The sequence below is a fragment of the Comamonas sp. Z3 genome (assembly GCF_008121565.1).
GTDB classification, from domain to species: Bacteria; Pseudomonadota; Gammaproteobacteria; order Burkholderiales; family Burkholderiaceae_C; genus Comamonas; species Comamonas brasiliensis.
The window spans coordinates 123332-138347 of record NZ_VOQU01000009.1; the positions used below are offsets into that span (position 1 = coordinate 123332).

16 protein-coding genes are annotated in these 15016 nt (G+C 61.9%); 5 read left to right on the forward strand and 11 right to left on the reverse strand.

Features of this window, described 5'->3' with window-relative positions:
• Positions 1-14: 14 nt before the first annotated feature.
• Positions 15-692 carry a TetR/AcrR family transcriptional regulator gene (locus FSY59_RS24075; protein WP_052052695.1) on the reverse strand — a complete coding sequence of 226 codons (678 nt, stop codon included), beginning with the start codon at positions 690-692 and terminating at the stop codon, positions 15-17.
• Positions 693-1076: 384 nt separating this feature from the next.
• On the opposite strand from FSY59_RS24075, the gene FSY59_RS24080 reads away from it, so the two are divergent.
• From FSY59_RS24080 to FSY59_RS24090, 3 genes are read left to right on the forward strand one after another with little or no spacing between them, the layout of a single operon-like run.
• Positions 1077-2360 (forward strand): cytochrome P450, encoded by a 1284-nt coding sequence (locus FSY59_RS24080; RefSeq protein ID WP_043374642.1) that lies wholly within the window; start codon positions 1077-1079, stop codon positions 2358-2360.
• Between the two features lie 10 nt (positions 2361-2370).
• The gene (locus FSY59_RS24085) at positions 2371-3357 is read left to right on the forward strand and encodes a tripartite tricarboxylate transporter substrate binding protein (RefSeq protein WP_051962233.1); all 987 of its coding nucleotides are present in this window, start codon (positions 2371-2373) and stop codon (positions 3355-3357) included.
• A gap of 10 nt (positions 3358-3367) precedes the next feature.
• Entirely contained in the window at positions 3368-4147 is a 780-nt protein-coding gene (locus FSY59_RS24090; protein WP_034379706.1) for an SDR family oxidoreductase, read from the forward strand.
• Here FSY59_RS24090 and FSY59_RS24095 read toward each other — a convergent pair.
• The 9 genes from FSY59_RS24095 to FSY59_RS27790 all read right to left on the reverse strand — a co-directional run bounded on the left by FSY59_RS24095 (position 4144) and on the right by FSY59_RS27790 (position 12393).
• The gene (locus tag FSY59_RS24095) at positions 4144-4557 is read right to left on the reverse strand and encodes a VOC family protein (RefSeq protein WP_034379703.1); all 414 of its coding nucleotides are present in this window, start codon (positions 4555-4557) and stop codon (positions 4144-4146) included. The two genes, FSY59_RS24090 and FSY59_RS24095, sit on opposite strands and share 4 nt — an antisense overlap.
• Before the next feature lie 56 nt (positions 4558-4613).
• A complete protein-coding gene (locus FSY59_RS24100; protein ID WP_034379700.1) occupies positions 4614-5801 on the reverse strand; it encodes an MFS transporter in 1188 nt (395 codons plus the stop codon).
• A 44-nt stretch (positions 5802-5845) separates the two neighbouring features.
• Positions 5846-6166: a 2Fe-2S iron-sulfur cluster-binding protein gene (locus FSY59_RS24105; RefSeq protein ID WP_034379697.1), complete on the reverse strand. Its 321-nt coding sequence runs from the start codon at positions 6164-6166 to the stop codon at positions 5846-5848.
• Between the two features lie 36 nt (positions 6167-6202).
• Entirely contained in the window at positions 6203-7327 is a 1125-nt protein-coding gene (locus FSY59_RS24110) for an acyl-CoA dehydrogenase family protein (RefSeq protein ID WP_034379781.1), read from the reverse strand.
• A gap of 29 nt (positions 7328-7356) precedes the next feature.
• Positions 7357-8172 (reverse strand): crotonase/enoyl-CoA hydratase family protein, encoded by an 816-nt coding sequence (locus FSY59_RS24115; protein ID WP_043374639.1) that lies wholly within the window; start codon positions 8170-8172, stop codon positions 7357-7359.
• An 11-nt stretch (positions 8173-8183) separates the two neighbouring features.
• Positions 8184-9281: an acyl-CoA dehydrogenase family protein gene (locus FSY59_RS24120; RefSeq protein WP_034379693.1), complete on the reverse strand. Its 1098-nt coding sequence runs from the start codon at positions 9279-9281 to the stop codon at positions 8184-8186.
• A 10-nt stretch (positions 9282-9291) separates the two neighbouring features.
• Positions 9292-10461 (reverse strand): acyl-CoA dehydrogenase family protein, encoded by a 1170-nt coding sequence (locus tag FSY59_RS24125; protein WP_034390165.1) that lies wholly within the window; start codon positions 10459-10461, stop codon positions 9292-9294.
• Between the two features lie 38 nt (positions 10462-10499).
• Positions 10500-11807 carry an amidohydrolase family protein gene (locus FSY59_RS24130; RefSeq protein ID WP_034379689.1) on the reverse strand — a complete coding sequence of 436 codons (1308 nt, stop codon included), beginning with the start codon at positions 11805-11807 and terminating at the stop codon, positions 10500-10502.
• Between the two features lie 256 nt (positions 11808-12063).
• Positions 12064-12393, reverse strand: a complete 330-nt coding sequence (locus tag FSY59_RS27790) for a PAS domain S-box protein (RefSeq protein WP_034379688.1) — start codon at positions 12391-12393, stop codon at positions 12064-12066.
• A 762-nt stretch (positions 12394-13155) separates the two neighbouring features.
• On the opposite strand from FSY59_RS27790, the gene FSY59_RS24140 reads away from it, so the two are divergent.
• On the forward strand, positions 13156-13341 hold the full coding sequence (locus tag FSY59_RS24140) for a hypothetical protein (protein ID WP_034379687.1): 186 nt from the start codon (positions 13156-13158) through the stop codon (positions 13339-13341).
• A gap of 196 nt (positions 13342-13537) precedes the next feature.
• Here the strand turns inward: FSY59_RS24140 and FSY59_RS24145 are convergent, their stop codons facing one another.
• The gene (locus FSY59_RS24145; RefSeq protein ID WP_051962232.1) at positions 13538-14374 is read right to left on the reverse strand and encodes an IclR family transcriptional regulator; all 837 of its coding nucleotides are present in this window, start codon (positions 14372-14374) and stop codon (positions 13538-13540) included.
• 278 nt (positions 14375-14652) lie between these two features.
• Between FSY59_RS24145 and FSY59_RS24150 the strand changes: the two genes are divergently transcribed.
• Complete coding sequence (locus FSY59_RS24150) at positions 14653-14916, forward strand: ferredoxin (RefSeq protein ID WP_229227509.1); 264 nt, start codon at positions 14653-14655, stop codon at positions 14914-14916.
• The last annotated feature ends 100 nt before the right edge of the window (positions 14917-15016 follow it).

Below are 15016 nucleotides of genomic sequence, written 5' to 3' on the forward strand. Positions count from 1 at the left end.
AGAAGAGGTCGGGCTTAGACGGGAGTGACTGGCTTCCACCAGTGCAGGTGTTCGGACGCATCCTGGAGCCGCTGCCAAGCGATGGCCACGGCGATCCGGGCCGCCGGGAGCTTCATGCCCAGGCCGAGCAGGATCATGACCACGGTCTCGCGGATGCAGGCCCCGTTGAGCTGTCCTGTACGGGAGATGCGCCGAGCGCCTTCGACACTGGTGCCTATCACCAGATCGAAGGCGGCCTCGATCGAGTCGAACTGGAAGACGCCTTGCTCGCGCCCATAGTTCAGACTGCGGAAAGCCAATTGGCGGCGCGGATCGTCGCCGTTGATGCGGTCGACCAAGTCCGCATGCGAAACAATGGCGCCGTGGGCAGGGTCCATTGCCGCACGGGCGAGCGCCATCAACGGGCCCGTGGCGAGCATCACTGCCCCGTCATCCAGGGGTTCGAACAGGCGTTCGAAACTCTGCAGCATTTCGCTCGCTGTGGTGCGTCCGATCTCCGTAAGAACTTCGTCCAGCGTGTCGAAGTATTTATAGAAAGTGCCGCGGGAGACATCGGCCGCACGGATCACGTCATCGATCACGGGGCGGCGCTTTCCCGCGCTCTTGCGATAAGCGTCCATGGTTGCTGCAATCAGGCGCTCGCGCATGCGCTCGCGCCGCTCACGTGCCACGCGGCGGCGGTGATCGCCCAAGGAATGTTGATCCACTGTGGGTTCGATCGGAGACAGATGCGCGTCCGCGATCGGGCGGCCTACAGCGCACTCACCGAGGTGCCTGCCATCTGAGAGGGTTTTGTCAACCCGCATCGCCGCCCCGGCCACGCGGTCCGTGCTTGCGCCGACTCCTTGGCTCTTTGGATGACGGGCCCCAGCAAGAGGCGGTATTGGGGCGTGGTTGCTCATAGAAAAATTGAACATTTTTGCTTATTGTGCTCATATACACTTCGAAGTGACATAGGTGTTTACTATGTACATTTTCGGGTTTGTGAGCTAATTGATCTGTGTTAAGTGATGCACAATCTGGAAAAATGTCTAAAATATTCGAGCACCATGCAAGGGTTGCGAAGGAGATCTGCGATGACCAGCACCAGCACCAGCACCAGCGCCTCATCCCTTGAACGGGCATTCGCGGGTGTCGCGGACAACTACCGTGGCTCCGACGTTGATCTCCATGCGGTCTACGCTGCCATGCGCCGGGATTCCCCCGTGGTGGCGGAAAACTTCATGGCCGGGCTAGGTGTGCCCAATATCGCGGGACAAGATGCGAACCGCCCGACGTTCACTGTCTTCAAGTACCGCGACGTGATGGCAGTGATTCGGGATGCGACTCGGTTCACCAGCGGCTTCATCGCGGAAGGCCTGGGCGCGTTTTTTGACGGCTTGATCCTGACCGGAATGGACGGGGAGGAACACCGCCGGGCGCGGGCGCTGCTGCAGCCGGTGTTCATGCCCGATGTGGTCAACCGGTGGAAGCCGAAGATGGACGCCATCATTCGCAATGAATATCTGCTGCCTTTGGCAGCCAGCAAGCGCGCAGACCTGATGGACTTCGCGCTGCACTTTCCCATCCGCCTGATCTATTCATTGATCGGTTTTCCGGAAAATGATCCGCAACGCATCAACCAGGTTGCGGCCTGGGCCCTGGCCATCCTCGCGGGGCCCCAGGTCGATCCGGAAAAGGCTGTCCGGGCGCGCGAGGCGGCCATGGAGGCCGCCAGGATGCTCTATGACGCAGTCATGGAAGCGGTGGTTCAAGTGCGGGCCGAAGGCGCGACGGGGGAGGATCTGATCAGCAGGCTGATTCGCGCCGAGTACGAAGGCCGCCAGTTGAACGACCATGAGATCACGACGTTCGTGCGCTCGCTGCTGCCGGCCGCTGGCGAGACCACCACCCGCACGTTCGGTTCGCTGCTGGTATTGCTGTTGGAGCGGCCTGAACTGTTGGATCGCGTGCGCAATGATCGCGCACTGGTTGGCAAGGCGATCGACGAAACGGTGCGATACGAGCCCGTCGCGACATTCAAGGTACGCCAGGCAGCCAAGGATCTGGAGATCGACGGTGTGCACATCCCCAAGGGTGCGATGGTGCAGGCGATCGTGATGTCGGCCAATCGTGATGAGGAGACGTTCGAGCATGCCGACCGGTTCGACATTGATCGCAAGGCAAAGCCCTCGTTTGGGTTCGGTTTCGGCCCGCACATGTGCATTGGTCAGTTCATCGCAAAGACCGAGATGCAGGTGGCGCTCAATGCCGTGCTGGATCTGTTGCCCAACCTGCGCCTGGACCCCGCAAAGCCCGCTCCCCGGATCTCCGGTGCCCAGTTGCGCGGCCCCCATGAAGTGCATGTGGTCTGGGACTGAAGCCGCTCTCATGAAAAATGCGCTCCAGATGACTCGCCGACGCTGGCTGCTCGCGGGTGCTGCCGGCATCGCTTCCAATCTTCTCGCTGCCCAGGATGTCTTTCCGAGCCGGCCCGTGAACCTGATAGTGCCTTTTCCGCCCGGAGGCCTTGCCGACAGCGTGGCGCGGCAGCTCGCGCCGTCGCTGGAGGGGGCGCTTGGCCAGCCCGTGGTGGTTCAGAACCGCGCGGGCGCGGCCGGTGCGATAGGCGCGGCTGCCGTCGCCGGCGCCAAGCCTGACGGCTATTCGATCCTCTTCACGCTGTCGAGCTTGTCAACCTTGCCTGAGCAAGCGCGAGTCAACCAGCAAAAGCCGGCATTCCTCCTGAGCCAACTCAAGCCGGTGGCGCGCATCAGCACCGATCCGTTGGCTATCGTCGTGCGGGCCGATAGCCCTTTGAAAACCTTGAGCGACCTGATTGGCCGTGCGCGCACGAGGCCCAGCGAGATGAGCTACGGCTCGTCCGGGAACTATGGCACCGTGCACATGCCGGTGGAGATCTTCGCCCATGAAGCCCAGCTCAAGTTCAACCACATTCCCTATGCGGGAGGTGCGCCTCTGATGGTGGGACTGCTTGGCGGCCAGGTCGATTTCACGATGCTGCCGCGTTCCTCGATCGCGTCCCATGTCCGGGTGGGCAAGCTGCGCATCCTGGCCACCGTGGGGGCTGAGGCGTGGCCACAGTTCCCTTTCGCTCCAAGCACCGGGGCCTCGGGGCTGAATGTGGGCGTGCTGCCCTGGACGGGGGCCTTCGTCCCCTTTGACACGCCGCCGAACGTGATGGAGCGGCTGCAATCCGCGTTTCGCATCGCCGCCGAGAACTCCGAATTCAAACAGGCGCTGCTCAGGGCGGAGGGGAGTCCCGCCTACCTCGACGCGGACGAGTTCCGGACATTCTGGGATCAAGATGCTGCACGCCTGAATCAGGCGGTTCGGCGCATGGGCAAGCTCGAATAGGCAGTGTCCCATGGATCTGGGTATCGCTGGCCGCCAGGCCATTATTTGCGCTTCTTCGAGAGGACTCGGGAAGGCCTGCGCCCTGGCGCTCGCGCGCGAAGGTTGCATGGTGGTCATCAATGGCCGCAATGCGCAGGCGCTGCATGCGGCCGCTGCGGAGATCGCGGCGGCGTCGGGGCGGCCTCCGGTCGCCGTCGTGGCGGATGTCGGCACCGATGCGGGGCGGGCTGCGCTGCTGGCCGCCTGTCCCGCCCCCGACATCCTGGTGACCAACAATGGCGGCCCGGCGCCAGGCGAAGCCGGGCAATGGGACCACGCCACCTGGATCGCGGCCGTCGAGAGCAATATGCTGAGTGGCATTCTACTGATCCAGGCGGTGGTACCCGGGATGAGAGAGCGCCGCTTCGGGCGCATCGTCAACATCACCTCGGCGATGGTGAAGTCCCCCAAATTGATGCTCGGTCTTTCAACCGCCTCGCGCGCGGGCCTGACAGCCTTCTCGAAAGCGATGTCCACCGAAGTGGTGCGTGACAACGTCACCATCAACAACCTGCTGCCCGAACGCATCGAGACCGACCGGATTCAGTACATGACTGGGCAACTGGCCCAGCGCCGGCATATCACGCTTGAGCAGGCCCGTGCCGAATTGCTCAAGCCGGTCGCCGCCAGACGTTTTGGCCGACCCGAAGAACTGGCGGATGCCTGCGCCTTCTTGTGTTCGGCGCAGGCCGGCTACATCAGCGGCCAGAACCTCCAGATCGATGGCGGCAGCTACGAAGGCTTGATTTAGGACACACGGCCGGAGAGCGATCTCCAGTCTTCGGGAGGCGTTTCGGTCTCCGAAAAATCCAGTTCAACTTCAATGCCGTTCGGGTCGTTAAAAAACAACTGCCATGTCCTGATGGCGCCTGGCGAACGGATCAGACGCAGGTTTACGCTGTGCGAACGCAAGCTGGCGATGGTGTCTGTCAGCCCCTCTGCCCAATACGCCATGTGGTCGAGTGCACCCCGCCTTGGCATGGGCATCTGATTCACCTCCACCACGTGCAGAACGGGACGGTCCTGAACATAAAGCCACAGTCCCGGCACCGGGAACGGAGGCCTTGGACCTGTGCGCATGCCCAGCAGGTCCACATAGAAGGCGCGGGTGGCTTCCAACTGGTCGGTGACGATGGTGAAATGGTCGGGTCGTTGGATCATCTCAGGCTCCTTGGCTCTTGCCGGTTATGACACACGGTTGATCGGGTGGAGTGCCTTTAGGCGCTGGAACGGTGGGCCGCCCGGTGAAGGCGCATGACTAGCAGAAAACCGGCGATGCTCAACAGCCCCGAGGCGAGAAACACCTCGGCGTACCCCAAGCCCGAGGCGATCAAGCCCATCAAAGGCCCGGCCAGGCCCACCGCCAGATCGAAGAACAGCGACAGGGCACTGAGCGCCGCGCCTCGGTTGGCAGGTGGTGTGCGTTCCAGGGTTTCCAGCCCCAGACCCGGGTAGACCCAGGACACGCCGATGCCGGTCAGCCCTGCACCGAGCATCGCCAGCTCGGGGGAGGGTGCCTGCCATATCAGCAGCAAGCCCAGGCTCTGGATGAGTAAACACACCGCCACCACCTGGTAGCCGCCGAACCGCGGCAGCAAGTTGGGGGACACCAGTCGGGCGATGATGAACGCCCCACCGAAACTGCTCAGGCAGTAGGCGGCGTTGTCCCACCCGAGGCTGTTGAAATAGAGGGCGATGAAGGCTGTGAGACCGCCAAATCCCACGGAACTGCAGGCCATGGCGATACCGTTGGGCATGACCGCCAGGAACACATGGTGGAAGGGTTGCCGGATCCCCGACAGGATGGGCGCAGCCGGCCGGGTGGAGGCGAACAGCAAGGCCAGAAGGCCGAGCAGGGCGGTGCACAGCCCGATGCCGATCAGGTGCGTCCCATCGCGAACGAGCACGCCCAGAGGTGCGCCCAGCGCGGTTCCCCCGTAGGCTGCAATGCCGTTCCACGACATCACGCGGGCCGTGTTCTGGGTCCCGTACAGGCCGATGGCCCAGGTGCAGCACGGCGTCGATACCAGCGCGGAAGACATGCCCAGCACCACACGCCCCGCCAGGAGCAGCCCGGTGCCGAGCCAGAGCGGCGCCTGCAGGAAGATCGCGAGGCTGGTCAGAACCCCGCTGAGAACCAGTCCGACGAGCCCGTACAGCACCACGCGTTTGGAACCCCGTCGGTCGGCCAGTTGACCCGCTAGCGGGCGCGACAACAAGGTGGCCATGTATTGCAAGCCGATCACCAGCCCGGCAAACACCGGACTCAAGTGAAGGCCGTTCAGCACGTAGCCGGGCAGCACGGCGAGCGGCAGCCCGTTGCAGACATAGGACGCGAAGTTGAAACAGACAATGGAGATGATCCCGAGGTTGGTCCGCCCGGGAGATGCAACGGGTTCGCTCATGTGGGGGCCTGGGCCGCGACCGAACCCTGATCGGGGGGCGTGGGTTACTGCACGGCGGGCAGCCGCACCACCATGCCGTCCAGTGCGGTGGTGACCATCAACTGACAGGACAGCCGACTGTTGGGCTGGCGGGGCTCGCCCGTGCAGTCCAGCATGGCATCTTCGGTATCGTCGATCGAGCTCAACTGCTCGGCCCAGGGCTGCTCGACGTAGACATGGCAGGTCGCGCATTGGCACGCGCCGCCGCAGTCGGCATTCAGGCCTGGAAGGCCGTTGGCGAGCGCGGCTTGCATGACGCTGGTGCCTTCGGCAACCTCCAGTACGGTGCGCTTGCCATCGGGTGTGACATAGATGATTTGCGGCATGGGATCTCCTTAAAATTGAACCCGGAATCAGTGCAATCAGAGCGATCGGCTGATGATTTCTTTCATGATTTCGCTGGTGCCGCCGTAAATGCGCGCCACCCGGGCATCGACCCAGGCGCGGCTGATCATGTACTCGCTCATGAAGCCGTATCCGCCGTGCAGTTGCAGCAATTCGTCCAGAATCTTGCCCTGCATTTCGGAGCCCATGAGCTTGCACATGGCACCGACTTCCGCGCTGAGTTCTCCGCGCATCGCCTTGGCCAGGCAGTCGTCGACGAACACGCGCAGCATGGTGGCCTGGGCCTTGCATTCGGCGAGCTTGAATTTGGTGTTCTGGAAGTCGAACACGGTTTTGCCGAACACCTTCCGGTCGCGGGTGTACTGGATCGTCTGGTCGATGAGCGAGTCGATCGATGCGGCCGCGCGGATGCCGATGATCGTGCGTTCCCAGGCCAGTTGGTGGGTCAGGTACTTGAAGCCATGGCCTTCTTCGCCAAGCCGGTTCGTCATCGGAACCGAGACGTTGTCGAAGAAGAGCTCCGAGGTGTCCTGGCCTTTGAGGCCGATTTTCTCGAGCCGGCGGCCTTTGGAAAAACCAGCCCGATCGGTTTCAACGCAGATCAGCGTCAGTTCCTTGGCTGCCGGATCCAGCTTGGTGGCCGTCACGGCCAGATCCGCGTTGCCTCCGTTGGTGATGAAAGTTTTCTGGCCGTTAATGATGTAGGTGTCATTGCCGCGCGCGGCGGTGGTGCGCATACTGCGCAGATCGCTGCCCACGCCGGGCTCGCTCATCGCGATCACGCCAATCATCTCGCCGCTCACCATTTTGGGCAGCCACCGCTGTTTCTGCTCTTCTGTGCCATACGCCACGATGTAGGGCGCGACGATTTCCGAGTGCGTGGTGAACCCGACCGCAGTGGCGTTGACCCGCGCGAGTTCTTCGATCATCACTGCGGAATGGCCGAAATCGCCGCCTGCGCCGCCGTAGGCTTCGGGCACGGTGGAGCACAGCAGGCCGGCTTCGCCAGCCTTGAGCCAGACGCTCTTGGGTACGATACCCTCGGCCTCCCATGCATGCAGGTGGGGCACGATTTCACGTTCAATGAAGCGGCGGGCCTGTTCGCGGAACTGCTCGTGGTCTTCTCGGAATACGGGGCGCATGGAAATGTCCTGGTTCTGGGGGCTTGCCATCAGCGACCGGTGAACTGCGCGGGGCGCTTGTCCAGAAAGGCGTTGACGGCTTCAAGGTGGTCTTCGGTATGGTGGGACAGCGCCTGGTAGGCCGATGAAAGCTCCAGCAGGGTGTCAAGGCGCACATGTTGGCCTTCGCGCAGCAGGCGCTTGGTTAATCGCAGTGCATGCGACGGGTTGAGCGCAATGCGCTGGGCGAGCGCCTGTGCCTGGCCCAGCAACTGGTCGGTGGGAAACACGTCCGCAACCAGACCCCAGGACAGCGCCTTGGCGGCATCGATGGTGTCGCCGGTGAAGGCCAGGAGGCTGGCCTTGGGCATGCCGATCACGCGCGGCAGCAGCCAGGCGCCGCCGTCTCCAGGCACGATGCCGACCTTGACGAAGCTCTCGGCAAACAGGGCCTTGTCGCTCGCGATCCGGATGTCGCACATGCAAGCCAGATCCAGGCCCGCGCCAATTGCAGGGCCGTTCACCGCTGCGATCACCGGCACGTCGAGCTCGTAGAGCGAGAGGGGAATGCGCTGGATGGTGTCGCGGTAACTGTCGCGCACCTGGTAGGGGCTGCCCGCGAAAATGCCGCCGCGTTGCTGCATGTCCTTCACATTGCCGCCAGCGCAGAAGGCCGTGCCTTCGCCGGTCAGCACCAGAGCCTTGATGCTGTGGTCTGCCCGAATCTGGCGGCACAGAGCCACCAGTTCGTCCATGTGCGCGGGATCGGTCAGGGCGTTGCGCGTCTCGGGGCGGTTCAATCGGGCGGTCAGCACGGGGCCGTCGCGTTCGATCAGCAGGAAGGGGGCAGGGCTTTGTTCACTCATGGGGTGGGAACTCAAATGGAGGACAGGGCTGCCAGGCGGCCGCTGGTGACGGCTGGCCACAGCGAGGAAGAGCCGCCTTGGGCAACGGCCTTTCCCAGCCGCTGCGTCCAGTGCCCCAGGTTGCCGAACTCGCTGCGCCAGGCCCAGAGGCGGCGGGTTCCCAACTGCAGCGCGTGTTCGTGCGTAAAGCCGATGGCGCCGTGCACGGCATGGGCCATGCCGGCAACCACGCCAGCGGCTTCGGCGCCGCAGACCTTGGCCGCGGCAATCTGCCAGGCCGCCAGCGATCCGCCAGACTCCGAAAAGGCTGCCTCGGCGCTGACGAGCGCGCTGCCAGTGTGTTGAGCCATCTGCGCCAACTGGTGCTGGATTGCCTGAAATGCGCTGATGGGCTTGCCGAATTGAACCCGTTCGGTAGCGTAGCGGGTGCTCAGGTCTAGCGTAGTTTCGAGGGCTCCCGCCATCTGGGCCGTGCGCAGCATGGCCCCTCCCCACCAGATCACGTCATCGGCGCAGTGGGCGGGGACATCCGCGACCGCGATGGGCGTGGTGTTCTTGAAACTGAGGTCGTCCCGCGGCTCGCCGGCGATGTTCTGTTTGGCGCTGACCTCCGCGTCGCGGCGCGACAGCAGGACCAGGGTCGTTCGTTCGCCGGGTACGAGAGCAATGACATGCTCCACATCGCGCCCCCAGGGTACGTTGCACAGCGTGCCGGTGACGAGCGTTTCCGCAGGCGCAACCCAGGGCACGTCGAAGAAGGCTCCTTTTGCGGCATGGCTGAGCGACAGCTTGCCGTGCATGGAGATGCCCAGTGGCTCATTGCGGGCTTCGATCCCGCACTGGCCCAGCAACCAGTTCGCGAACATGGTCTCGGGCAGAGGCAGGGGCAGACTGTGGCGTCCCGCAGCCTTCACAATCCCGTACAGATCTGCCCAGGATGCGCCAGCGCCGCCCAGGTGTTCCGGCGCGGCCGCCACGGCGAACCCGGATGATTCGAGGGCCGCCCACAGGTCGACCGGCCAGTGGCCTGCCTCGCAATGGCGGATCAGCTCCGGGGTGACGAGGTCGGCCAGCAGCCGCTCGATGGTGGATTCAAACAATTCACGCATGCTTGTGTTCTCAACGCAGTCCAAGGCCGCGGGCGATAATGCCGCGCAGGATTTCGCGTGTGCCACCACGCAGCGAGAAAGAAGGCGCCATCTGCATCAAGGCCGCCAGCACTTGCGCGTGGTCACTGCCCCCGCCGACGGCGGGCGCCACATCGAGCACCTGTTGCGCGAGTTCAGGGATCTCCTGCTCAAATGCAGCCCCGAGATCCTTCAGGCAGGAGGCCGCCCAGGCGGGGTTGCCTCCCGAGGCCAACTCGGCCGTGACCGCCAGTGACATCTGGCGCAGCACGACAAGGCGTGCGCTGAGGCTGCCCACGGCATGGGCCTGCAGGGCATCCGGCTGTGTACCGATGGCGTCGATCAGCGTGTGCAGCAGCGCCATGCTACTCAGGAAACGCTCTGGCCCGCTGCGCTCGAAGGCGAGTTCCGCGGTGACTTGTTCCCAGCCCTGGCCCTCGGTGCCGATCAAGGCATCGGCATCCAGGCGGACGTTGTCGAGATAGACCTCGTTGAAATGCTCGCCACCCGCCAGGTCGCGGATCGGGCGCACCGTGACGCCGGGTGCCTTCAGGTCAATGATGAACTGCGACATTCCTTCATGGCGCGCAGCCTTGTCGCCTGTCGCAGCACCCGTGCGCACCAGGGCGATCATGTATTGCGCGTGGTGGGCATTGGTGGTCCAGACCTTCTGGCCGCTCAGCCGCCAACTGCCATCGCCGGAGGCGTCGTCGCGAACCGCGCGGCTGCGGATTGATGCGAGATCCGAGCCCGAGTTGGGCTCGCTCATGCCAATGCAGAAATAGACCTCGCCCCTGCAGATGCCGGGCAGGTACTTCTGGCGCTGGGCTTCCGTGCCATAGCGTAGGATCAAGGGGCCGCTTTGGCGGTCAGCGATCCAGTGGGCGGAGACGGGGGCTCCAGCCGCCAGCAACTCTTCGATCACGACATAGCGGGCCCAGGGGCTGGCGTCGTGGCCGCCATACTGATGCGGCAAGGTCATGCCAAGCCAGCCTTGGCGCCCCAATTCCCGGCTGAAGGCCGGGTCGGCGCCCATCCACGAATCCGCGCGGCGCAGGGCGCTGCGATCCTTGAGTGTGGCGGCGAGAAAACGCCTTACCTCGGCACGTAGCGGCTCGGCTTCTGTGGGGACGCGGTGGTATTGGAAAGATGCAAGCGCCATGGGGTGCGGCCGGTTTCTTGGGTTGATCCGATGGCGGTTTACAAAGCGGTCTGGGCGTCGGCGGCGGCAAACATCTTGTTGATGTCGCCCGAGGTGACCGGACGCTCCGGGTCGCGAAGCGGTGCAGCGCCACCCATGCCGCAGGCTGGCTCGATGCTCACGTGCTTGGCCTGCGCCTTCAGCGCGCCGACGGTGCAGTTTTCGCGACCTAGTATGGCGAAGGGATCGTAGGAGAACTCGCGCATCGCATTCAGATGCGTGATCTTGTTAATGACCTCGTCGCTCAGGTGCTGCGATTGCTTCCAGAACACGTTGGCGGATTCCGGCCAGGTACAGTCGGAGTGCGGATAGTCGCACTCCCAGGTGACCTTGTCGACATTGATGAAGTCCAGGTTGCGCAGGCCGAACTCATCCTCGATGAAGCAGGTGATGATGTGTTCGTTGAAGATGTCGCTGGGGTTTCTACCGCCAAAGTTGGAGTTGGTCCAAGCGTTGTGGTGGTTGTGGGTGAAGTTGGCGCGCTCCAGCAGGTAGGGAATCCAGCCGATGCCGCCTTCGGACAGGGCCATGCGCAGCTTGGGGAATTTTTTCCACATCGGCGCCCAGATCCAGTCGGCGGCGGAGTTGGAAATAGAGATGGGCATCGAAGTGATCCAGGCATCGATTGGCGATTCGTCAGATGCATGGGCCGCCTTGACGCCGGTACCGATATGGCAGCAGAGCACTACGTCGTTGTCCGCACATGCTTTCCACAGGGGATCCCAGTAGCTGTTGTGGATGGACGGATATCCATGCACGGTAGGGTTGTCGGAGAATGTGAGGGCATGCACGCCTTGCTTGGCCAGGCGCTTGACTTCCTCCGCCGCCGCCTGCATGTCGAACCAGGGAACCATCATCAGGGGAATGAAGCGGCCCGGTGCGGCGTTGCACCAATCGTGCAGATGCCAGTCGTTGTAGGCTTGGATGGCTGCGAGCGAGACGCCACGGTCTTCATAGCTCTGGAACCGCTGTCCGGCAAAGCCCGGGAAGGTTGGAAAGCAGATGGAGCCTAGGACGCCATTGGCATTCATGTCGTCGACGCGGGCCTTGATGTCCCACGTGCCGCGACGCATCTGCTCGTAGCCCAGCGGCTCCATCCCGTATTCCTCCTTGGGGCGTCCGACCACCGAGTTCAGGCCCATGTAGCCAGTGGCTTTTTCCTCGAACACCCAGACGTCGCGGCCCTTGTGGTTCTCGACGCGGGGCTCGCGCCCCTTGTACTTCGCGGGCATGTGACGGGCGAATGCATTGGGCGGCTCGATGGCGTGATCGTCAACGCTGACGAGGATGAGATCTTCCAGTTTCATCTTGTCTCCAGAGGGTGAGGCGATGGGGCTTGGTTCAGTGGTGGCCGAGCCAAATGGGGTATGAGGGAATGCTAGATCAAATAATGAACATATTCAATAATAATGTTCATATTTAGAAGAAAAAAATATGCAATTCTAGGGAATACCACTAGCCAAGCTGGCAAGGTAGGTGCTCCGCTGGAGCATTCCGGCGCAATGCGGGCGAGGGGCCTGGGATCCGGCATTCCGGTGGTCATCTGAACCCAGGCAGTTCCGGCTACCCGTCCTGGAGCCGGTGATTTATGGCGGTTGCCTTGGAGGCCGCATGTGATTGCCAAGCCTTGGCTTTATAGGGTTGGTAGCTGCTATTGCACGCCTTCGCGAGAAGCGTTATGGCCCTGAGCCCCCGCTGAGGCTGCCGCGTGAACTGTTCGTGCGCCTCGTTCGGACCCTGTTGCGCAAGCAGGTTCTCACTCATGTCGCTGACGATCCAGATCGAGCCCTCGTGCAGGTTATCTGAGTCGATGAGGCGGCTCGTAAGCTCTCCCCAGAACAGACTGCCGTCCTTGCGCCTAAAGCGCCGCTGCGTGCGGTAGGCATGGCCCACGCTGAGCGTGGTGCAGGGAGGCTGCGCAAGTCGTCTCGGCTAAGGTGCAGTTGCTCGCTGCCCACGCCTATCAGTGCGTGCTTGTCTGGGTATCCGAAGATGTAGGTGCAGCGCGGGTTTCAGCGCATGATGGCGCGTTGGCGAATGAACGCGATGCTGACGCCCGCGGTGTCCAGCGCTTGCTGCTCACGGAGGTTCTACTGGGCGGAGGCGGCCATTGCCGACGGATAGTCCGGAATATCCCGACGGATTGGGTTACGCCAGGCTATTTCAGCTTGCGCTGGACCAAGGTCTGGGAACCAACCGGTGGTAAGGGCTGACAAGAGGTGTGCATCTGATGGTGCGCTTCATGAGAGCCAGCTGCTTACTTCTGTTGGATGGCTGCGGCCCTGATGATCTTTTCCTGGAGATCAACCTTGGCAGTCTGTTCATTCCAGTTGTCCTGACTGGCCTTGTATGTATTTGCGTGTCGCGCAGGGTTGTGGGCGATGCGCAAGATTGCATGCCAGTGAGGGGGTGGATGGGCAGGTGTCTCTCGTGCCTGTGCTGCATGCCCGCAGTGCGCCGACGAGCGGTGTTATTTGGACTCAGTCCGGTGGATGGGGCTGGGCCGGTGTTTTTCTCTGGTTATCGGTGAAAAGCGGATATGGAGCTGGTTTGGCATTGACACATAAAGATAATATTTGTACATTTTTGTGGAAATAGTCTTGTATTTGTAGTGCGCGGCCGTCTCGCCTTCAGAGGAAGAACCATGGAGACAAAATGCCTTCCTTGATCTTTATGACCGTCTCGAGCCTTGCGGTGGCTGTTGCTGTGATGTGGCACTTTGTCGATGTTGCCGTCCATCAATCCAAGCATGTTGACCATCTGCATGCCCACGTTCCTCCTGTCCACGTTTCTCCTTTTGTTGGTGATGTGTGGGCGCTTATATTCTCCGGGTTTCCCTAAGCCCTGGGTTCGTAGGAGCGGCGTGAGTCGCGTATGGCGCGGAATTTGCTCTTGCGTTTGATAGCTTTTTGCGCCGACCTGGAAAATGATAGGGGCCGATTTGATTCCTATTTCTGTGCGTGCATTCGCCGTTCAAACCGCTCCCATAATTGCTGCGTAGGCATGAAGTGAGCGGTACTGGTTGGAGGCCGGGGCCTCAAAAGAGCACGGATTCCAGCCGCGTGCCCAATTCCTTCAGCGACTCTCCAAGGGCCTTGATCCGGGCTCGTGCATTAGGGTGATGGCTGCGGATCATGACGGCCGAAACGGTGTAGGCAATGTTGTGCGCGGTGTCGCGAACGGGGGCTGCGATCGCCAGGACGCCGTCGGAGAAGTAACCATCGTCAACGGCCCATCCATGGCGTTGGGCCAGATGAACCTGTTCCAGGTATTCCTCGAACGACAGCGCGCGTGCCCAGCGAATGTTGGCGAATTCAGCGCGCAGGTCTTTCTCCGAGAGATTCATCTGCCCAACGAAGAGCCGGCCGCTGGCTCCCATCAGGATGGGCAGGCGCTGGCCCAGCGGCATGTAGATGTGCAGATCGGTAGGGCTGGATTCGGAGCTGACGAGCACGATCCTGTCATTGCCCATCCGACGCCAGAGCGTGACTGTGATCCCTCGCTCGATGGCAAGTTCGCGCATGAGCGGTAATGCCAGTTGGAGACGCTGGCCTTGTGTCACCAGTTGTTCTGCTAACCGAGCCAGCCCCAGCCCCGCAGAGTACGTTTTGGAGAGCGGATTGAAGTCGACGACATCTTCTGAGACCAGTGTTCGAAGGATGTTGAAGCAGGTGCTTGGATTGATTTCCAGGTGCCGAGCTATGTCTGCAGCTCGTTCGGGGGCGCCCTTGTGCGCGAGGTATCGAAGGACTCCGATGGCATTTACCACGGGCTTCACGATGACGCCTTGGCTAGATCCAGATTTCTTGGGTCTATCGGCCAAGGCCGGAGCTTTGTCCGGCGCGGGTTTGTCTTCGGTCACAACGGATTTCATGTTGTCCAGTGATCAATTGAATGCGGGTCGTTGCCTGGGATGTGTTGAGGGCGATGAAGGTGCCACAGAACTTCCGTAGGTAGCAGTAGCGAGTATTCTAAATGGCGAAGTGCATTCTGTATTGAGTTTATATATCGCCAACCTCCTCAGAGGGGCACTGGAGTGCCAGGGAATACCGGGTTGGTGCTGCGGCACATTGCGCGGGGTATGAAGCGTGATTTTAGGGGGAACCCTAGCATGAAAATCAACACTTTACTAAATAATGTGCATATGTTTCCATGATCAGCATCACCGATCTAGCTCTATCGAAAGGAAAAATCATGAGTTCCCACGGAAAAAAAACCGCACTTCGAGTGATCGTGGATCGCGGTCGTTGCTGCGGCTATGGGCTGTGCGCCCAACTTTGCCCAGAGGTATACAAGCTGGATGAGAACGGCTTGGTGTACGTCGAATCCGAGCTTGTCCCCGGTGGGCTTGAGGAGGAGGCGAGGGAAGGGGCTGCGGCCTGCCCGGCGGAAGCGCTGGTCATCGAAGAGATTTAGTCGTGATTGGCCGGGGGGCAGCAAGGTCTGCTATCGACGGGCGCTGACGTATCCCATGGCTCGCTCCGAAGGGTATCGATTTTTTTAGCTCACGGGAAAA